Origin of the sequence: Streptomyces azureus (genome assembly GCF_001270025.1) — a bacterium.
Lineage (GTDB): Bacteria > Actinomycetota > Actinomycetes > Streptomycetales > Streptomycetaceae > Streptomyces > Streptomyces azureus.
Genome location: NZ_DF968265.1, coordinates 1 through 19,697, shown reverse-complemented (window position 1 = coordinate 19,697; position 19,697 = coordinate 1). Strand labels below are relative to the sequence as shown.

Genomic DNA, 19,697 nt, shown 5'->3' with positions numbered 1-19,697 from the left:
CATGTCCTCGGCGTGGTCGTTTCGGTGGGTGTTCAGCCGCGGCAGAGCACGGTCTGCAGCACGTCCGTCAGCACACGGTCGGCGGACGGCAGGTGGGTGGGCGCGCGCCATGCGACGAAACCGTCCGGGCGTACGAGGACGGCACCGTCGTCGGCGGTGCCGTGCAGCGCCGCCCAGTCGGCATCCGGCTCGGGAACGAGGTCGTGATCAGGGCCGTCCCCCACGAGATACACCTCGACCGGCACGCCGAGCTTCTCGCCCGCCCGCTCCGCCGCGCGGCGCCACTGGTGGCCTTCGGCCCCGGCGAGTACGACGAAGGAACGCTCGTACAGATCGAGAGTGGAGATCCTGGCGCCTCCTGCCCTGACCCACATGTGGGGTGCGCGGCTCCCCGGTTCTCCGTCGATCCGGAAGGCTTCCGGGACGACCGGCCGCTGAGGGGAGGCGCCCACCACGGCATCCGAGGCGTACCGGTAGCAGAGCGCGACCGTCATGAGGTCCGCCGCGTCGTTGTTGCGTCCCGCCGCCGGGCCGAATGCGGGGTGCTGCTCCTCGGCCACCTGCCGGGCGGCCCGTTCGCTCGTCGTGACGGCGACAGGCCGTCGTTCACACTCGTAGGTGTCGAGCAGCGGCAGGCCGGCCCAGCCGCGGAGTACCGCGGCGAGTTTCCAGGCGAGGTTGTGGGCGTCCTGGATCCCGGTGTTGGAGCCGAACGCCCCGTTGGGCGGCATTTCATGAGCCGCGTCACCGGCCAGAAAGACCCGGCCCTGCCCGTAGCTGTCCGCGATTCGCCTGGAAGCGTGCCAAGGCGCCTTTTCCGCGATCTCGACATCAAGGTCCGGAACACCGACGGCCGCGCGAATATGTGCCGCGCAGCGCTCGTTTCCGAAGTCTTCCAGCGTTTCGCCCCGATCGGGGGACCAAGGGATATGGATGACCCACCGTTCCTCGTTGTCCACGGGCAGCAAGGCGCCTTCCCCCTGTGGATCGGTGGTGTAGCAGACGATGAATCGCTTCGGTCCGACGTATTCCTTGAGGGTTTTGCTCCGGAACGTGACGCTGACGTTGTGGAACAGGGCACCGGGTCCTGACTGGCCGATTCCCAGACGTTTGCGAACGGGGCTTCTCGGGCCATCGGCGGCCACCAGGAAATCGGCGTGCACGGTACGGGTCTCACCGGTGTCCCGGCGCATGACCTGTGCCCGGACTCCCTTTTCGTCCTGCGTGAAGGAAAGCAGCTCCGTACCGAAGCGGATGTCGCCGCCCTGGCGGGCGCGGTTCAGCAGGACCGGCTCCAGATCGTTCTGGCTGCACAGGCACCAGTTCGAGGAGCTGACCCGGGAGACGTCCATGCCTGCGGCAATGTCCTGAACGATCCAGCGGCGCTGGTCCCCGACGAGGGTGTCCACCTGGAGAACGCCGTCGTTTCCGGCGAGAGCGAAGGCGGCCTCCCGCACGCTCTGCTCGAGTCCGGCGGTCCGGAAGATCTCCATGGTGCGCACGTTGTTCCCGCGGCCACGTGGGTGCGTCGATGTCTCGGCATGCCGTTCCACGAGCATGTGCTCGATTCCGAGACGCCCCAGGAATACGGAGGTGGAAAGACCCACCAGGGATCCGCCCACGATGAGAACTGGCACAGATTCCACTTCGCGTCCGCTCACTGGTTTCCTCGTCATCCGGCGACTTGTCCAGCCCGGGAATCGGTGGACTGGCCCGTCCATGATGTTTACCAAGCGGGACCTAACCGCGCGCCCCGGGGTACGCCGGCCGGGTCACCGGAGCAATTCGCATCTCGTTCTGCGGCGCTGAGACTCATATGGCCCAGCAGCGTTTGCCGCGCCGTGCCTGCCGGGAAATCGTGTGACCGACCGACGGAACTTTCGACCCCCGGGACCAGCCATGACGCAAGCGTTCGCATCCGAGGAAATGTCGTCCGAAGAGGCCGCTGCCGCGGCCTCGGCCTGCAGCCGGGAGTTTCGCGCCAACCCCCATCCCGTGTACGCCGCGCTCAGAGCGACCGCACCCGTATGCCCGCTGACGCCCCCTCACGGGGTCGACACGTACCTGATCACCCGGTACGACGACGCCCGTGCCGCCTTGGCCGACCCTCGGCTGAGCAAGGACATGTACGGCGCCATCGACGCCTACCACCGCATCTTCGGCGACTCGTCGATCGCCCTGGACGACAACATGCTGTTCTCGGACCCTCCGAAGCACACCAGGCTCCGCAGGATCGTCGGCACCACCTTCACCCCCAAGAGGGTGGAGTCGCTGCGTCCGAAGGTCCAGAAGATCGCTGACGACCTGCTGGACCGCTGCCCGGCGTCGGAGCCCGTGAACCTCCTGAAGGAGTTCTGCTTCCCGCTGCCGCTGCACGTGATCTGTGAGCTCCTCGGCGTCCCGGAGAACGAACGCAGGCAAGCCCAGGAATGGTCCGCCACCGTCGCTCAGACCGGCTTCGGGCCGGAGGCGCGAAAGGCGCTGGAAATCGCCGAGGGAAACCTGCGCGACTATCTGGTGCACCTGATCGCGCGGAAGCGGAAGGAGCCGGACGGAGCTCTGCTCAGCGCACTCGTCACGGCGCAGGACGAGGACGGCGCGCTCACCGACCACGAACTCGTCTCCACCGCGTGGGTGCTGCTTTTCGCGGGCCACAAGTCGACCGCGTACCAGGTCGGCAACGCCGTCTACCACCTGCTCTGCCAGCCGGAGCAGAAGCGCCTGGCCTTCCGGGACCCGGGGGCGACGGCCGCAGCCGTCGAGGAGATCTTCCGGTTCGAGACCTCCGTGGAGAACTCGACATTTCGCTACGCGACGGAAGACATCAAGATCCGCGACACACTCATCCCCAAGGGCGCGCTCGTGCAGATCTCGCTCACGGCGGCCAACCGGGACCCGGAAGTGTTCCCCGACCCGGACCGCATGGACGTCGAACGTCCGAACGTTCAGGCGACGCACCTCGCCTTCGGCCTCGGCCCGCACTACTGCATCGGCGCGCCTCTGGCGCGTCTGGAGATGCAGATCGCCCTCACCACGCTCTTCGGGCGCCACCCCGCCATGGCCCTGGTCGGGGAGCCGGAGAACGTGCGCTGGCTGACCGTGCCGTTCCCCGCCTTCCGCGGGCTCGCGGAACTCCCCGTCGTTCTCGACCCGTCGTGACGGGGGAGACTCCGGCACCGGCGCGGGTGCGAGTGGTTCGCCTGCTGCGCGTCCGGGAGGGAAGGGAAGCGGATTTCGTGGATGCCTACCAAGGCGTACGCGACGGCGCCATGCGATTTCCCGGACATCTGCGCGAACAGCTCTGCCGCTCCGTCGACGATCCCGGTCGATGGCTGCTCACCAGTGAGTGGGAAAGCCTCGAAGCCATCAAGCGGTGGCGCACCGACCCCGATCACACCACTCTGGTCAGGCCGATGAACGCCTGTCTGCACGACGACCGGTGGACCGGGGTCTTCGAGATCGTGCCCGAGGGCACTGGTGACCGAAGGCCGAGACAGGGCTGACCACCATGTGACCGGCCGGTAAGGTCGGGTTCGTGCCGAAGCCGCTCAGTCTCTCCTTCGATCCGATCGCGCGCGCCGACGAACGCTGGAAGCAGCGCTGGGGAAACGTGCCGTCCATGGCCGCGATCACCTCGATCATGCGCGCCCAGCAGATCCTCCTCGCCGAGGTCGACGCGGTGGTCAGGCCGTACGGGCTGACGTTCGCGCGCTACGAGGCGCTGGTGCTGCTCACCTTCTCCAAGTCCGGCGAGCTGCCCATGTCCAAGATCGGTGAGCGGCTCATGGTGCACCCCACGTCCGTGACGAACACCGTGGACCGGCTGGTCAGGTCGGGCCTCGTCGCCAAGCGGCCCAATCCGAACGACGGGCGCGGCACCCTTGCCAGCATCACCGACAAGGGCCGCGAGGTGGTCGAGGCGGCCACCCGCGACCTGATGGCGATGGACTTCGGGCTCGGGGTGTACGACGCGGAGGAGTGCGCCGAGATCTTCGCGATGCTGCGGCCGCTGCGGATCGCCGCGGGGGACTTCGAGGAGGGGTGACCCGGGCCAAGATCTCCCGGAACGGGTCGTTACGCTCGACGGCATGAAGAAGAGCGTGCTGACCCGCTATCGCGTGATGGCCTACGTCACCGGCGTACTGCTGGTCCTGCTGACCCTCGGCATGATCGGCAAGTACGTGCTCGACCTGAACGGCGCGGCCGACTTCACGCGCGTCGTCAGCATCGCGCACGGCTGGCTCTACGTCGTGTACCTGATCTTCGCCTTCGACCTTGGCTCCAAGGCGAAGTGGCGGGTGGGCAAGCAGATCTGGGTGCTGCTCGCCGGGACCATCCCGACGGCCGCGTTCTTCGTGGAGCGCAAGATCAGCCGCGAGCTCGAGGCCAGGGTCGCGGAGGACTCGCCCGCGACCGTCAAGGCGTAACCGCACCGCCGTACGGACGAACGTACGGCGGTCTGCCATCGACATTTACTTGGACGTCCTAGTAAATTCGAGTGTATGGACGCTGACGCCATAGAGGAAGGCCGCCGTCGCTGGCAGGCCCGGTTCGACGCCGCGCGCAAGCGCGAGGCCGACTTCACCACGCTCTCCGGCGATCCCGTGGAGCCGGTGTACGGGCCCCGGCCCGGCGACAGGTACGAGGGGTTCGAGCGGATCGGCTGGCCCGGGGAGTACCCCTTCACCCGCGGCCTGTACGCGACCGGTTACCGGGGGCGTACGTGGACCATCCGGCAGTTCGCCGGGTTCGGCAACGCCGAGCAGACCAACGAGCGCTACAAGATGATCCTCCGCAACGGCGGAGGCGGGCTCTCGGTCGCCTTCGACATGCCGACGCTCATGGGCCGCGACTCCGACGACCCGCGTTCGCTGGGCGAGGTCGGGCACTGCGGCGTCGCGATCGACTCGGCGGCCGACATGGAGCTCCTGTTCAAGGACATCCCGCTGGGTGACGTGACGACGTCCATGACCATCAGCGGACCGGCCGTGCCCGTCTTCTGCATGTACCTGGTCGCCGCCGAACGGCAGGGCGTCGACCCGTCCGTCCTGAACGGCACGCTCCAGACGGACATCTTCAAGGAGTACATCGCCCAGAAGGAGTGGCTCTTCCAGCCGGAGCCGCACCTGCGGCTCATCGGCGACCTGATGGAGCACTGCGCGGCCGGCATCCCCGCGTACAAGCCGCTGTCCGTCTCCGGCTACCACATCCGCGAGGCCGGGTCGACGGCCGCGCAGGAGCTGGCGTACACGCTGGCGGACGGCTTCGGATACGTGGAGCTGGGGCTGTCGCGCGGGCTGGACGTCGACGTCTTCGCCCCCGGTCTGTCCTTCTTCTTCGACGCGCACGTCGACTTCTTCGAGGAGATCGCGAAGTTCCGGGCGGCCCGGCGGATCTGGGCCCGCTGGATGCGGGACGTGTACGGGGCGAAGTCCGAGAAGGCCCAGTGGCTGCGCTTCCACACGCAGACGGCGGGTGTCTCCCTCACCGCGCAGCAGCCGTACAACAACGTCGTACGGACGGCCGTGGAGGCGCTGGCGGCCGTGCTCGGCGGGACGAACTCGCTGCACACCAACGCCCTCGACGAGACCCTCGCGCTGCCGAGCGAGCAGGCGGCGGAGATCGCCCTGCGCACCCAGCAGGTGCTGATGGAGGAGACCGGCGTCGCCAACGTGGCCGACCCACTGGGCGGTTCCTGGTACGTCGAGCAGCTGACGGACCGGATCGAGGCCGACGCCGAGAAGATCTTCGAGCAGATAAGGGAGCGGGGGCTGCGGGCACACCCCGACGGACAGCATCCGATCGGGCCGATCACCTCCGGGATCCTGCGGGGCATCGAGGACGGCTGGTTCACCGGGGAGATCGCGGAGTCGGCGTTCCGGTACCAGCAGGCGCTGGAGAAGGGCGACAAGAAGGTCGTCGGGGTGAACGTCCACACCGGGTCGGTGACCGGGGATCTGGAGATCCTGCGGGTCAGCCACGAGGTGGAGCGGGAGCAGGTCCGGGTGCTCGGGGAGCGGAAGGCCGGGCGGGACGACGCGCGGGTCCGTGCGGCGCTCGACGGCATGGTCGCCGCGGCGCGGTCGGACGCGAACATGATCGAGCCGATGCTGGAGGCGGTCCGGGCCGAGGCGACGCTCGGCGAGATCTGCGGGGTGCTGCGGGACGAGTGGGGGGTGTACACCGAGCCTGCGGGCTTCTGAGTACGTCCTCTGTCTGCCGGCGGGGTTCAGCGCCCGCACCCGAGGAGCATGCTGGACGGGGGCTCGCCGTACGCGACACCCGACAGGTCGTACACCTCGGACGCGGGCTCCTGGCACCACACGGTGCTGCGCCTGCCGCTGACCTGGACCGTGTCGGTCTTCTGCACCCAGGACCTCCGTGGAGCCGATCACGGCAGGACTGCTCGTGGCTCTCGCCTCGGGGACGGCCGGTGCGGCCGGGGAACAGATCTGGGCGTCCCTGCGCGACCTGGTCACCCGAAGGGGGTCCCGTTCCGGCGAAGACGAGCCGGCTGGTCCCGGCAGAGCCCCCGCGCACCGAGGAGCGGGCCGGGCGGCTCGCCGCGCTGCTCAACGAACGCGCCCGGAGACCTGGCGGCGGCGGGCGGACGCGGAGGTCGCGTCACGGTCCGGGGACGTGCACAACGAGATCTCCGGCGGCACCCGGGGCACGGTGATCCAGGGCCGGGACATCCACGGCGGCATCACCTTCGGTGGCGGTTCCTCCTGAGCGGCCCTCACGCCGGCGCGGCGGGTGGCGGACGGGCATGTCTCAGCCGGCGGCCGTGTGTGCGGTTCCTGCCGCCAGTCCCCGGAGCAGCACCAGGGTGAAGCCGCGTACCCACGCCTCGTCCACCGGCCCCCCGCTCACCAGCGTGCGGTGGACCACCGCCCCCGCGACCATGTCGAAGATCAGGTCTGCCGTGCGGGACGCTGTGGCGGGGTCCGGTTCGGGTGGGAGTTCGCCTCGTACCTGGGCTCGGGACCTGCCCTCCAGGACCAGGCGTTTCTGGCGGTCGACCACCGATGCGCGGATGCGTTCGCGCAGGGCGTCGTCGCGGGTGGCCTCCGCCACCACTGCCATCAGGCCGCTTTTGGCCTCCGGGCGGGCCAGGATCGCCGCGAACTGGAGGACGACGCCCTCGATGTCCGCGGCCAGTGAGCCGCTGTCCGGGAGTTCCAGCTCGTCGAAGAGCACCGCGACCGCGTCGACGACCAGTTCGTTCTTGCCCGCCCAGCGGCGATAGAGGGTCGTCTTCGCAACCCCGGCGCGTGTCGCGACGTCTCCCAGGGTGAGCTTGGACCAGCCCAGCTCCACGAGAGCCTCGCGGGTCGCGGCCAGGATCGCGGCGTCCGCCGTGGCGCTGCGCGGGCGCCCGGTGCGGCTTGCTGGGCTGCGGCTGTGCATGTCCTGACCATAAACCGGCGGTTCCTGTGCGGCCGTGAGGGAGATCACCGGGGGGCGGTGTCCCGGCGGTTCGGTGTGGCATTACGCTACGTCTCGTAGCGAAAGCTCGTGAGGGACGTACACGGGCTGCGGCGACACGGCGTGGGGTGGGGACCCGGCGCCAAGGGCATCCGACCGGCCCGGCTTTCAGACCGTTTTCACACGCGCGCGCAGTACGGGGGAGGATAGACGCATGCAGCCACGGAACATGTCCATGAGCGGAGTCGTCGACCTCGCCGCGGTGAAGGCGGCCCAGGAGGCCAAGGCGAAGGCGGAGCAGGCGCGTGCGCAAGCCGCCCGGGAGGGTGGCACGGGGGCGATCTCCCCGGCCGATCTCGTCATCGACGTCGACGAGGCGGGGTTCGAGAGGGACGTCCTCCAGCGGTCCGCCGAGGTGCCCGTCGTCATCGACTTCTGGGCCGAGTGGTGTCAGCCCTGCAAGCAGCTGAGCCCGGTCCTGGAGCGGCTGGCCGTCGAGTACAACGGCCGCTTCCTGCTCGCCAAGATCGACGTCGACGCCAACCAGATGCTGATGCAGCAGTTCGGCATCCAGGGGATCCCCGCGGTGTTCGCGGTCGTCGCGGGGCAGGCGCTGCCGCTCTTCCAGGGGGCCGCGGGCGAGGAGCAGATCCGGCAGACCCTGGACCAGCTGGTCCAGGTCGCCGAGCAGCGCTTCGGTCTGACCGGCCTCGCCGTCGACCCCGAAGCCGAGCCGGGCGGCGGCGCCCAGCAGGCTCCCGAGCGGCCGGCCGGTCCGTACGACGCGCTCCTCGAAGCCGCCGTGCAGGCGCTGGACTCCGGCGACCTGAGCGGTGCCGTCCAGGCCTACAAGAACGTGCTGAGCGAGGACCCGGGCAACGAGGAGGCCAAACTGGGCCTCGCCCAGGCCGAGTTGCTCCAGCGCGTGCAGGGTGTCGACCCGCAGCAGGTGCGCAGGGACGCGGCCGAGAAGCCGGCCGACGTGCAGGCTCAGATCGCCGCCGCCGACCTGGATCTGGTGGGCGGCCACGTGGAGGACGCCTTCGGCCGGCTCATCGAGACCGTGGGGCGTACGGTGGGTGACGACCGGGACACCGTACGGATGCGGCTGCTGGAGCTGTTCGAGGTGGTCGGACCCGAGGATCCGCGCGTGATCGCGGCCCGCAGGGCCCTGGCCCGGGCCCTGTTCTGACCAGTCGTTAAACACACGGGCCTGTGATGCCCGCGTGAAAGATTTGCCGAAAGAGCGTCACCGCGGCCGCGCTTTGCCAAAACTTGGTAAACGCGGCCGCTGTTACTGCGAGTAAGTCGCGCGCGTTGATCTGTCGGTTTCTGTCCGCCGATCAACAACTTTGTACCGCCGTTCGGCAACACCCTGTGTCGTCGTCCGAGACCGGGGGGTCGTTGTTCGGTTATCCGGCCGTTACTAGCCAGTAACGATCCCCCTTGTGCGGGCGGCGAGAATGCACCACGATCGGCCACGCTCGGTCCATTCCCGTACCCCGGCAGCCGGTTGGGTCGCGGGACATCCTGGGTCCCCACCGAGCAGAGCCGGCGGCAGTGGCGCCGGCTCTTGGACAGGGGGGTCTTCGCCCATTCGGCGAAGCCTGTCCAGCAGGGTTGTGCGTGATGCGTGTCAGGCGCGACCAGTGGTTGTCGCTCGGGGGTGATCGCCGGTGATTCGGGCGCGAGGTGCGCCGCCGAGTGCAGGCGCTCTCCTTCCCGAGGACGTAGCACTTCTCCCATCCCTGCACGGCTGAGCCGCGATTCGGGGCGAGCCAGGTCAGGAGATGTACGTCCGAGAAGGAGGAAATATGGAGTCCCAGGTGCGTGGCGGGACCAGATGGAAGCGGTTCGCTGTGGTCATGGTGCCCAGCGTGGCCGCCGCGGCATGTGTGGGTGTCGGGCTGGCGCAGGGTGCGCTGGCCGCGTCGTTCAGCGTCTCCGGTCAGCAGTTCAAGGTGAAGGCCTCTCACCTGCACGGTGAGGGTTTCGCTCAGTACGGCGGAATCGATACCGTCTACGCCTCGACCGAGGGCAAGGAAAAGAAGCCGGTTCCGGTGGCGATCTCGTCGTTCGACGACGCGACGATCACCAAGATGTGTCAGTCGGTCGCGACGCCGATCCCCCTCATAGGCAAGACGGTCTACCTCCGTCTTGAGGCGGGGAACAACCCCAAGAAGCCGGTCACGGCGAAGAACCTCTACATCGACGTCGCCCAGCTCGACGCCGATGCGAAGTTCAAGAACATCGACATCGGTGTGGCGGTCCAGGACAAGACGCGTGGCCCGGAGGTCAAGGACACGAAGACCACGCTGCCGGGCGGCTTCGCCCAGCAGGCCGAGTCGGCCGACCTCACCAACGTCGAGCAGACGGCGTGGGCGACCACGGCCGGCACCTTCACGCTCAACGGCCTGTCGATGCGTCTTGGCACGGACAAGGGCATGGAGTGCTTCTGACGGCCTCCGGCCCACGGGCACCACAGGGGCGGTCGAGCTGTCCCTGAGGGGCGGGGAAGCCACGGTTTCCCCGCCCCGCGGGCCCGGCCCGGCCGTCCGCCGGGCCCCTTCACAGACTCACAACTTCCGGCTACTGAACGCCTACTTCCGAGCCGGTACGTACCTCCACCGGACCGAGGGAGCTGTTTTCCATGAGTGCCGAGACTCCGGTCCAGAGCGCCGGGACCTTCACCCGGCTGCGTCGGCGATTCCGTGAATGGCGGGGCAGCCGGCCGTTCTGGGCAGGCCTGTTCACCATCCTCGGCGGGGTGCCGATCGCCTACTTCCCCTACGCCACCCTGAAGCTGGGCACCATGTCGCTCACCATGGCGACCACCGCGGGTGCCGGCTCCCTCATCATCGGGGTCCTGCTGATCACGCTGGGGCTGACCATGTGGTTCCAGCATGCGACGCGGGTCTTCGCCGGTGTCGCGGCGATCATCCTCGCGTTGGTGTCGCTGGTGGTCTCCAACATCGGAGGCTTCCTCATCGGCTTCCTGTGCGCGCTGTTCGGTGGTGCGCTCGCGGTCTCCTGGGCGCCCGGCAAGGCGGAGGGCGCCGACGGGGGACGGCACAAGCCCGGTCGCGGACCGGCCGGAGAGGGCGCCGTGGAACCCGCGTCCCAGGGCGCCGGCGATGAGCCGGTCCCGCCGCAGACCCCGTACGAGACCGGCGACGGCGGTCCGGCGAACGACGTCCGGCCCGAGGCCCGTAACGGGGGGTACCGTGTCGGCTGACGCCCGCGACCAGTTGCCCGAGACCCCGGCTCGGGCGAGAACGGGGCCTCGTCACGCGGCTCCCAAGAAGCCGCTGTTCACCCGGTTCCAGATGCCCGCCGGCAAGGCGATAGCCATGGCGGCGATGCCCACCGCGGTCCTCATGGGCATGGGATTCACCCCGACACTCGCCCTCGCCGACGACCAGCCGTCGACCTCGAACAGCCTGAAGGCCGACGAGTACAAGGACTGCGTCGCGGCGCTGGAGGGCGACAAGGACAAGGACAAGGACGGCGCCTCCCCCTCGCCCTCGGCGAGCGGCGGCGAGGACGACGGCAAGAAGGACGAGAACACGTCCGAGCCGACTCCCTCGGCGCCCGCGGGCGGCTCGGACGCGGACAAGGACCCTGCGGACTCGTCCGGTTCGTCGGATTCAGGTTCCGACGACACGGGCGGCAAGACCGAGCCCACGCCGACCCCTTCGCCCTCCTCGGGAGCGTCGGGCGAGGACGACGCGGCAACGCCGAGCCCGTCGCCGTCCAAGAGCGCCGGCAACGTGCTGGAGGACATCGGCGACGCGATCGGCGGTATCTTCAACGGTGGCAAGTCCACCGAGAGCCCGAGCCCGAGTCCCACACCGTCCGCGTCCGCCTCGCCGTCCGGGGACACGGACGAGACACAGGACAAGAGCGAGAACGACGCGTCCGACACCGTCAAGGAGACCACCGACAAGGTCACCGACACGGCGAAGGACACCGTGAAGGACACGACCGACACGGCGTCGAAGGCGGCCGAGGACACCACCGAGGCCGCAGAGAAGGCGGCCGAGGAGGCGGCGGACAAGGCCACCGCCTCCCCCAGCCCGTCCGCGAGCCCCTCCGTGGACCCCGAGGACTGCCCGGCCGCCACGGATGCCGAGGGCGGCGTCGACAACCAGATCCTGGTGCCCGACGACCCCTGGTACCTGGAGGCCAGCTCGCTGACCCTGAAGGGTGCCGACTACCAGGGCATCGTGCAGGTGAAGACGGCGAGCGGCGCCACGAAGAAGGTTTTGAAGTACGTCATCAACGACGGCACCGACATCGGGGACCTGCACCAGCTCGTCAAGGACAAGCAGTCCGGCAAGACCCACCACGTCCAGGCGGCGAAGGGGTCGATGTCCACGATCACCGACGGCAAGACGGTGATGTACACGGAGAAGATCTCGGGCAACCTCCTCGGGCTGATCCCGGTCACGTTCGACCCGGAGCACCCGCCGCCCCTGAACATCCCCCTCATCTACTTCACCAAGGTGAAGGTCACTCAGGCCGGCCAGTTCGGAGGCACGCTGACCGTGCCCGGGCTGCGCCAGTACGTCACGGACTGACGTACCCGACGGACTCGAGGGCGCCCCCTGGCCACCAGGGGGCGCCCTCGCCGCTGTCCGGGGGCCGGTGAGCGGCTGGGGCCGCCCCAGGGCGGGGAGTACTTCCCGGGCCGGCGGAGAAGGAGCGGCGAGCCGCGCAACCTGCGCTACGGCGACGTACGTCTCGAGGTCTGCTGCGACATCCTCCGGGCGGTGGCCCTGAGTACCGGGACCGGTTCCGTCGACCTTCCGAGCGGCGTACCGGGCAAGACGGAAAAACTGTCCTCGGCCGTGGCTGCGGCGCAGCTTCGCGAGGCGTTCTCGACGGCTGGGATACGTGCCGAGGAGGGATCCTGGCCCGACCCGGCGGACCAGGTCACACTCGTGGTGCGCCATTGCCCCGCGGACGTGCACTTCACCTTTCGCCGGACCGACTCGGACGAGTCCGAGGGCACGGGTGCGGTCCTGCACAGTGCGATCGCCAGGGACACTCACCACGTCTGCCGCTGAAGCAACGGCGGAGGGCCGGCTCGCACCGCGGGCGCGGCCCCTTTTGACTCCGCGTCGGTACCTACCCGACGCCCTTTTGCCGGCTGATCTCCTTCAACGCGTCGATCAGACACTTGGGTTCCGGCGCGAGTTGGTCTTGCAGCCCCACCTCAGCGGCCGAGGCCCCTGACCGGGCTCCAGGTTCTCGGTGTACCGCTGGTTCGCGGCGTCCTGGTTGAAGATGCGCATCGCGTCCGTCGCTTGGCGATCAGATCCTCACGCAGCCGGACGTATTGGCGGCCTCGGCTTTCGCAGCCGCAAAAGCGAGGGCGCCCCCTGTCGGAGCAGGGGGCGCCCGCGGCGCCGTACACGGGCCCTCAGGGCTCGTTCCGGGTCAGCTCTTCGCGCCGCCCAGGTGGTGGACGCGCACCATGTTGGTGGTGCCGGGGACGCCGGGGGGCGAGCCGGCGGTGATGACCACGATGTCGCCCTCGTTGAAGCGGTTCAGCTTCACCATCTCCTGGTCCACCAGGTCGACCATCTCGTCCGTGCTGTTCACGAACGGCACGACGTGCGGCTCCACGCCCCAGCTGAGCGCGAGCTGGTTGCGGGTGGACTCGTCCGTGGTGAACGCGATGATCGGCTGGACGGCGCGGTAGCGGCACAGCCGGCGGGCGGTGTCGCCGGACTGGGTGAAGGCCACCAGGCCGCGGCCGCCGAGGAAGTCGGCGATCTCGCACGCGGCCCGGGCCACCGAACCGCCCTGCGTGCGCGGCTTCTTGCCCGGGACCAGCGGCTGGAGCCCCTTGGACATCAGCTCCTGCTCGGCCGCGGTGACGATCTTCGACATCGTCTTCACGGTCTCGATCGGGTAGGCGCCCACGCTCGACTCGGCGGACAGCATGACCGCGTCGGCGCCGTCCAGGATCGCGTTGGCCACGTCGGAGGCCTCGGCGCGGGTCGGACGGGAGTTGGTGATCATCGACTCCATCATCTGGGTCGCCACGATCACCGGCTTGGCGTTGCGCCGGCACAGCTCGATCAGGCGCTTCTGCACCATGGGGACCTTCTCGAGCGGGTACTCGACGGCGAGGTCACCGCGGGCGACCATCACGCCGTCGAACGCCATCACGACGTCCTCCATGTTCTGCACCGCCTGCGGCTTCTCCACCTTGGCGATGACCGGGACGCGGCGGCCCTCCTCGTCCATCACGCGGTGCACGTCCTGGACGTCCTTGGCGTCCCGGACGAAGGACAGCGCGACCAGGTCGCAGCCCATGCGCAGCGCGAAGCGGAGGTCCTCGATGTCCTTCTCGGACAGCGCGGGCACGTTGACGGCCGCGCCGGGCAGGTTGATGCCCTTGTGGTCGGAGATGACGCCGCCCTCGATGACGATCGTCTTCACCCGGTGGCCCTCGACCTCGGTGACCTTCAGCTCGACGTTGCCGTCGTTGATCAGGACCTGGTCGCCCTTGGTCACGTCGCCGGGCAGGCCCTTGTAGGTGGTCCCGCAGATCGTCTTGTCACCCGGGACGTCCTCGGTGGTGATGGTGAACTCGTCACCGCGGACCAGCTCCACGGGACCCTCGGCGAAGGTCTCCAGGCGGATCTTGGGGCCCTGGAGGTCGGCGAGGACCCCGATGGCCCGGCCGGTCTCCTTGGCGGCGGCACGGACCCGGTCGTACCGGCCCTGGTGCTCGGCGTGCGTGCCGTGGCTGAAGTTGAAGCGGGCCACGTTCATGCCGGCCTCGATCAGCGCGACAAGCTGCTCGTGGGAGTCGACCGCGGGGCCGAGAGTACAGACGATTTTCGAACGGCGCATGGGGGCGATCCTATCGGTTTGTTTCGCAACGGAATATTCCGTCTGGCGGAAAATACAAAAGGGCGGGATGCCGCTCAGGTGTGATTCCCTGAACCAATTACCAGCGCGTAGGTCTGTGTCGCGATCTCCAATTCCTCGTCAGTAGGCACCACCGCCACCGCGACCCGGGCGCCCTCGGGCGAGATCAGCCGCGCCGCGTCGCCGCGTACGGCGTTGCGCTCGCCGTCCACCGCCAGGCCCAGCTCCTCCAGGCCCGCCAGGGCGGCCGCCCGCACGGGCGCCGCGTTCTCGCCGACGCCGGCGGTGAAGGCCACCGCGTCCACCCGCCCGAGTACGGCGTAATAGGCGCCGATGTACTTCTTCAGGCGGTGAATGTAGATGTCGAACGCCAGCTCCGCCTGCTCGTCGCCCTCGTCGACGCGGCGGCGGATCTCCCTCATGTCGTTGTCGCCGCACAGTCCGATCAGACCGCTCTTCTTGTTGAGAAGAGTGTCGATCTCGTCGGCGGACATTCCACCAACACGCATCAAATGGAAGATGACGGCCGGGTCCATGTCTCCCGAGCGCGTACCCATCACGAGGCCCTCCAAAGGCGTCAGCCCCATGGAGGTGTCCACGCAACGACCGCCCCTGACGGCCGAGGCGGACGCCCCGTTGCCCAGGTGCAGCACGATCACGTTCGTCTCGGCGGGGTCCTTGCCGAGCAGATCGGCGGTGGCCCGGGAGACGTAGGCGTGGGAGGTGCCGTGGAAGCCGTAGCGGCGGATGCGGTGCTCGTCGGCCGTCTGCACGTCGATCGCGTAACGGGCGGCCGACTCCGGCATCGTGGTGTGGAAGGCGGTGTCGAAGACCGCGACCTGCGGCAGGTCGGGGCGCAGCGCCCGGGCCGTGCGGATGCCGGTGAGGTTGGCCGGGTTGTGCAGCGGGGCGACCGGGATGAGCCGCTCGATCTCGGCGAGCACGGCGTCGTCGATCACGGTCGGCTCGGTGAAGGACTTGCCGCCGTGCACCACCCGGTGCCCGATCGCGGCCAGTTCGGGCGAGTCCAGGCCGAGGCCGTCCTTGGCGAGCTCCTCGGCGACGGCCTTCAGGGCGGCGTCGTGGTCGGCGATCGCGCCGCCGCGCTCCCGGCTCTCGCCGCCGGCCGGGGTGTGCTTCAGGCGCGAGGTCTGCTCGCCGATGCGTTCGACCAGTCCCACCGCCAGCCGGCTGTCGTCACGCATGTCGAGCAGCTGGTACTTCACCGACGACGAGCCGGAGTTGAGGACGAGGACGCGGGTGGGGCTCACTGGGCGGTTGCCTTCTCGCTCGGGGACGGGGCGGGGGACTGGGCCTGGATGGCCGTGATGGCGACGGTGTTGACGATGTCCTGGACGAGGGCGCCCCGGGATAGGTCGTTGACCGGCTTGCGCAGACCCTGGAGCACCGGGCCGACGGCGATCGCGCCGGCCGAGCGCTGCACGGCCTTGTAGGTGTTGTTGCCGGTGTTCAGGTCGGGGAAGATCAGCACGCTCGCCTGCCCGGCGACCTCGGAGCCGGGCAGCTTGGTCGCCGCGACCGACGGCTCCACGGCGGCGTCGTACTGGATCGGGCCCTCGATCTTCAGGTCGGGCCGGCGCGTGCGGACGATCTCGGTGGCCTCTCGCACCTTGTCCACGTCGGCGCCCGAGCCGGACGTCCCCGTGGAGTACGACAGCATGGCGATCCGCGGCTCCACCCCGAACTGCTCGGCCGTGCTCGCCGACTGGATGGCGATGTCGGAGAGCTGCTGGGCGTTCGGGTCCGGGTTGACCGCGCAGTCGCCGTAGACGAGGACCTTGTCGGCCAGGCACATGAAGAACACCGACGAGACGATGTCGGCGTCCGGCTTGGTCTTGATGATCTCGAAGGCCGGGCGGATGGTCGCGGCCGTGGAGTGCACGGAGCCGGACACCATGCCGTCGGCGAGGCCCTCCTGCACCATCAGCGTGCCGAAGTAGTTCACGTCCGAGACGACGTCGTACGCCAGTTCCACGGTGACGCCCCGGTGGGCGCGCAGGGCCGCGTACTTCTCGGCGAAGGCGTCGCGCAGGTCGGAGGTGGCCGGGTCGATCAGCTGGGACTCGCCGAGGTCGATGCCGAGGTCGGCGGCCTTCTTGCGGATCTGGTCGACGGGGCCGAGCAGGGTCAGCTCGCACACGCCCCGGCGCAGCAGCACCTCGGCGGCGTGCAGCACGCGCTCCTCGGTGCCCTCGGGCAGCACCACGCGGCGCAGGTCGGAGCGGGCCTGCTCCAGCAGCTTGTGCTCGAACATCATCGGCGTGACGCGGTCGCTGCTCGGGGCGGAGACGCGGCGCGCGAGGTCGGCGGTGTCGGCGTACCGCTCGAACAGGCCGAGCGCCCGCTCCGCCTTGCGCGGGGTGGCCGCGTTCAGCTTGCCCTCCAGGGAGAACAACTGCTCGGCGGTGGGGAAGCTGGTGCCGGCCACCGACAGCACCGGGGTGCCGGGCGCGAGCCGGTCGGCGAGGGTGAGGATGTCGTCGCCGGGCACCTCGTCCAGGGTGAGCAGCACGCCCGCTATCGGCGGGGTGCCGGCGCTGTGCGCGGCGAGCGCGCCGACGACCAGATCGGCCCGGTCGCCCGGGGTGACGACGAGGCAGCCCGGGGTCAGGGCGCCCAGGAAGTTCGGCAGCATCGCGCCGCCGAAGACGAAGCCGAGCACGTCCCGGGCCAGCCCCGAGTCGTCGCCCAGCACCACCTTGGCGCCGAGGGTGTGGCCGATCTGCGAGACGGTCGGGGCGGACAGCGCGGGCTCGTCGGGCAGGACGTAACAGGGCACGGGGAGCCGGGAGCCGAGCTGGCCGGCGATCTCGTCGCGGTCTTCGCGGGCCACCCGGTTGGTGACCATGGCCAGGACGTCGCAGCCCAGCGTGTCGTAGGCCCGGTAGGCGTTGCGCGTCTCGGCGAGCACCGACTCGACGGTCTGCTTTCGGCCGCCCACGACCGGGATCACGGACGCGCCGAACTCGTTCGCCAGCCGGGCGTTGAGCGACAGCTCGTCCGGGAGCTGGGTGCCCGCGTAGTCGGTGCCGAGGACCAGGACCACGTCGTAGTCACGGGCGACCAGGTGGAAGCGGTCGACGAGCGTGGACACCAGCTCGTCCGTGCCGGCCTCGGCCTGGAGGGCGGACGCCTCGTGGTAGTCCATGCCGTAGACGGTCGCCGGGTCCTGGGCGAGCCGGTAGCGGGCGCGCAGCAGCTCGAAGAGGCGGTCGGGGCCGTCATGGACGAGGGGACGGAAGACACCCACCCGGTCCACCTGCCGGGTGAGGAGCTCCATGACCCCCAGTTCGACGACCTGGCGGCCGTCGCCGCGGTCGATGCCGGTCACGTACACGCTGCGGGTCACGCGCGCTCTCCGTTTCGTCTCGAATGGGGGTACACGTCAAGGTTTCGTCTCGAATGGGGGTACACGTCAAGCCAATGGCTATCCAGCCACGGGCACAAAAATCGCCCACCGAGGTGAGCAGAACCCTCTTGACAATACCTCCGCCGATAGATAAGGCGCCCGTCAGCCTCGGGGTGCGGCACCGGGCTGTCGAGCGTGAAACAATCGGCAGAGGCTCACCGGTATCAACAGCGAGCAGGAGACACAGCACGATGCGTATCGGAGTTCTCACCGCAGGCGGCGACTGCCCCGGCCTGAACGCCGTGATCCGGTCGGTCGTGCACCGGGCGGTCGACAACTACGGCGACGAGGTCATCGGCTTCGAGGACGGTTACTCGGGGCTGCTGGACGGCCGCTACCGCACCCTCGACCTGAACGCGGTCAGCGGCATCCTGGCCCGCGGCGGCACGATCCTGGGGTCGTCCCGGCTGGAGCGCGACCGTCTCCGTGAGGCCTGCGAGAACGCCTCCGACATGATCCACGAGTTCGGCATCGACGCGCTGATCCCGATCGGCGGCGAGGGCACGCTGACGGCGGCCCGCATGCTGTCCGACGCGGGCCTGCCGGTCGTGGGCGTCCCGAAGACGATCGACAACGACATCTCGTCGACCGACCGCACCTTCGGCTTCGACACGGCGGTCGGGGTCGCCACCGAGGCGATGGACCGTCTGAAGACCACCGCCGAGTCCCACCAGCGGGTGATGGTGGTGGAGGTCATGGGGCGCCACGCGGGCTGGATCGCGCTGGAGTCCGGCATGGCGGCCGGCGCGCACGGGATCTGTCTGCCGGAGCGGCCGTTCGACCCCGCCGATCTCGTGAAGATGGTCGAGGAGCGCTTCGCCCGCGGCAAGAAGTTCGCGGTCGTCTGCGTCGCCGAGGGCGCCCACCCCGCCGACGGCACCATGGACTACGGCAAGGGCGCGATCGACAAGTTCGGCCACGAGCGGTTCCAGGGCATCGGCACGGCGCTCGCCTATGAGCTGGAGCGACGGCTCGGCAAGGAGGCCAAGCCGGTCATTCTCGGCCACGTCCAGCGCGGCGGCTCACCGACCGCGTACGACCGGGTGCTCGCCACGCGGTTCGGCTGGCACGCGGTGGAGGCCGCGCACCAGGGGGAGTTCGGCAGGATGACCGCGCTGCGCGGGACGGACATCGTGATGGTGCCGCTCGCGGAGGCCGTGACCGAGCTGAAGACCGTGCCGAAGGACCGGATGGACGAGGCCGAGTCGGTCTTCTAGAGCGGCCGGGCCTGGGCCGGCTAGGCCGTGTCTTTCGGATCACCTAGCCGACTAGCCCGGGCTCTCCTGGATCCTCGTCCAGAAGTGCTCGACGATCCGGTCGAGGAAGTCGCGGGCGGCGTCGCCGGCTTCGCTGCCGCCGCCGCCCCAGCTCAAGGTGGCGGCCATGTGCCCCTGGTAGTCCTGGTGCAGGCCCTGGAGGGCGTCCTCCAGGAACTGCCGGTCCAGGGGCACGATCTTGGCCACCGGGCGTACATAGGCCTGCCAGCGCGTGGTGACGGCGTTGCGCAGCAGTTCGCCGAGCTTGGCGTCGCGGCCCGTGACCGTGACGAAGTCGGGCAGGCGCAGGCCGAGCAGATCGGCGAGGGCGGCGGACTGACGGTCGGTGCCGCGCCAGGTGTCGGTCTCCTCCATGCGCAGATAGGCGTGGAGTTCGTGCCCCACGGCGCGGGCCACGTCCTCGGGGGCGAAGCCGCGGGCGATGCGGTGCTCGCGCAGGGTGCGGGGGCTGCCGATGAGTTCGCCGGGCGAGCACCACAGCACTCCCGCGAGCGCGGTGAGTTCGGAGCCGGAGGGGGCCGAGGCTCCACGTTCCCAGGCCATGACGTGGTCCGGGGTGACGTGGGGGTGTCCGTACGACACGCGCATGTCGCGGGCGACGTGCTCGGGTGTCATGCCGAGGGCCGCGCGCAGACGGCGGGCGGCGGGGGCGTTGAAGGGCGGGGGCGTCGGGG

General features: G+C 69.5%; 18 protein-coding genes. 11 read left to right on the top strand and 7 right to left on the bottom strand.

Going from position 1 to position 19,697, the window contains the following annotated elements; all coding sequences use genetic code 11:
* Positions 1-32 precede the first annotated feature (32 nt).
* Positions 33-1,676: an FAD-dependent oxidoreductase gene (locus AOQ53_RS16480; RefSeq protein ID WP_059418076.1), complete on the bottom strand. Its 1,644-nt coding sequence runs from the start codon at positions 1,674-1,676 to the stop codon at positions 33-35.
* Positions 1,677-1,899: 223 nt separating this feature from the next.
* Between AOQ53_RS16480 and AOQ53_RS16475 the strand changes: the two genes are divergently transcribed.
* The 5 genes from AOQ53_RS16475 to AOQ53_RS16455 all read left to right on the top strand — a co-directional run bounded on the left by AOQ53_RS16475 (position 1,900) and on the right by AOQ53_RS16455 (position 6,203).
* Positions 1,900-3,159 carry a cytochrome P450 family protein gene (locus tag AOQ53_RS16475; protein WP_059418075.1) on the top strand — a complete coding sequence of 420 codons (1,260 nt, stop codon included), beginning with the start codon at positions 1,900-1,902 and terminating at the stop codon, positions 3,157-3,159.
* A gap of 32 nt (positions 3,160-3,191) precedes the next feature.
* Positions 3,192-3,503 (top strand): antibiotic biosynthesis monooxygenase family protein, encoded by a 312-nt coding sequence (locus tag AOQ53_RS16470; RefSeq protein ID WP_078945340.1) that lies wholly within the window; start codon positions 3,192-3,194, stop codon positions 3,501-3,503.
* A 32-nt stretch (positions 3,504-3,535) separates the two neighbouring features.
* Entirely contained in the window at positions 3,536-4,045 is a 510-nt protein-coding gene (locus tag AOQ53_RS16465; RefSeq protein ID WP_059418072.1) for a MarR family winged helix-turn-helix transcriptional regulator, read from the top strand.
* Between the two features lie 43 nt (positions 4,046-4,088).
* A complete protein-coding gene (locus tag AOQ53_RS16460) occupies positions 4,089-4,427 on the top strand; it encodes a DUF3817 domain-containing protein (RefSeq protein ID WP_059418071.1) in 339 nt (112 codons plus the stop codon).
* 75 nt (positions 4,428-4,502) lie between these two features.
* A complete protein-coding gene (locus AOQ53_RS16455) occupies positions 4,503-6,203 on the top strand; it encodes an acyl-CoA mutase large subunit family protein (protein WP_059418070.1) in 1,701 nt (566 codons plus the stop codon).
* Positions 6,204-6,229: 26 nt separating this feature from the next.
* Here the strand turns inward: AOQ53_RS16455 and AOQ53_RS44640 are convergent, their stop codons facing one another.
* Positions 6,230-6,370, bottom strand: a complete 141-nt coding sequence (locus AOQ53_RS44640; protein ID WP_167745721.1) for a hypothetical protein — start codon at positions 6,368-6,370, stop codon at positions 6,230-6,232.
* Positions 6,371-6,381: 11 nt separating this feature from the next.
* On the opposite strand from AOQ53_RS44640, the gene AOQ53_RS40005 reads away from it, so the two are divergent.
* The gene (locus AOQ53_RS40005; RefSeq protein ID WP_063888905.1) at positions 6,382-6,732 is read left to right on the top strand and encodes a hypothetical protein; all 351 of its coding nucleotides are present in this window, start codon (positions 6,382-6,384) and stop codon (positions 6,730-6,732) included.
* 42 nt (positions 6,733-6,774) lie between these two features.
* Here AOQ53_RS40005 and AOQ53_RS16450 read toward each other — a convergent pair whose 3' ends face one another.
* Positions 6,775-7,410: a TetR/AcrR family transcriptional regulator gene (locus tag AOQ53_RS16450; protein ID WP_059418068.1), complete on the bottom strand. Its 636-nt coding sequence runs from the start codon at positions 7,408-7,410 to the stop codon at positions 6,775-6,777.
* Positions 7,411-7,642: 232 nt separating this feature from the next.
* Between AOQ53_RS16450 and AOQ53_RS16445 the strand changes: the two genes are divergently transcribed.
* The 4 genes from AOQ53_RS16445 (at position 7,643) to AOQ53_RS16430 (ending at position 12,008) form a co-directional block, all read left to right on the top strand.
* A complete protein-coding gene (locus AOQ53_RS16445; RefSeq protein ID WP_059418066.1) occupies positions 7,643-8,620 on the top strand; it encodes a tetratricopeptide repeat protein in 978 nt (325 codons plus the stop codon).
* A gap of 622 nt (positions 8,621-9,242) precedes the next feature.
* Positions 9,243-9,887, top strand: coding sequence for a DUF6230 family protein (locus tag AOQ53_RS16440; protein WP_059418065.1), 645 nt, complete (start codon positions 9,243-9,245; stop codon positions 9,885-9,887).
* Between the two features lie 191 nt (positions 9,888-10,078).
* Positions 10,079-10,663: a DUF6114 domain-containing protein gene (locus tag AOQ53_RS16435; protein ID WP_059418064.1), complete on the top strand. Its 585-nt coding sequence runs from the start codon at positions 10,079-10,081 to the stop codon at positions 10,661-10,663.
* Positions 10,653-12,008, top strand: coding sequence for a hypothetical protein (locus AOQ53_RS16430; protein WP_059418063.1), 1,356 nt, complete (start codon positions 10,653-10,655; stop codon positions 12,006-12,008). The genes AOQ53_RS16435 and AOQ53_RS16430 overlap by 11 nt, the downstream gene beginning before the upstream one ends.
* A gap of 862 nt (positions 12,009-12,870) precedes the next feature.
* Here AOQ53_RS16430 and pyk read toward each other — a convergent pair.
* The 3 genes from pyk to pta form a co-directional block, all read right to left on the bottom strand.
* Positions 12,871-14,298 carry a pyruvate kinase gene (gene pyk, locus AOQ53_RS16420; RefSeq protein ID WP_059418061.1) on the bottom strand — a complete coding sequence of 476 codons (1,428 nt, stop codon included), beginning with the start codon at positions 14,296-14,298 and terminating at the stop codon, positions 12,871-12,873.
* 74 nt (positions 14,299-14,372) lie between these two features.
* A complete protein-coding gene (locus AOQ53_RS16415) occupies positions 14,373-15,587 on the bottom strand; it encodes an acetate kinase (protein ID WP_059418059.1) in 1,215 nt (404 codons plus the stop codon).
* A complete protein-coding gene (pta, locus tag AOQ53_RS16410; protein ID WP_059418058.1) occupies positions 15,584-17,686 on the bottom strand; it encodes a phosphate acetyltransferase in 2,103 nt (700 codons plus the stop codon). Before pta ends, AOQ53_RS16415 begins: the two co-directional genes overlap by 4 nt.
* Positions 17,687-17,937: 251 nt before the next feature.
* On the opposite strand from pta, the gene AOQ53_RS16405 reads away from it, so the two are divergent.
* Positions 17,938-18,963, top strand: coding sequence for an ATP-dependent 6-phosphofructokinase (locus tag AOQ53_RS16405; RefSeq protein ID WP_059418057.1), 1,026 nt, complete (start codon positions 17,938-17,940; stop codon positions 18,961-18,963).
* A gap of 51 nt (positions 18,964-19,014) precedes the next feature.
* Here AOQ53_RS16405 and AOQ53_RS16400 read toward each other — a convergent pair.
* Positions 19,015-19,697: helix-turn-helix domain-containing protein (locus AOQ53_RS16400; RefSeq protein WP_059418056.1), on the bottom strand; the 683-nt coding region annotated here is incomplete at its 5' end.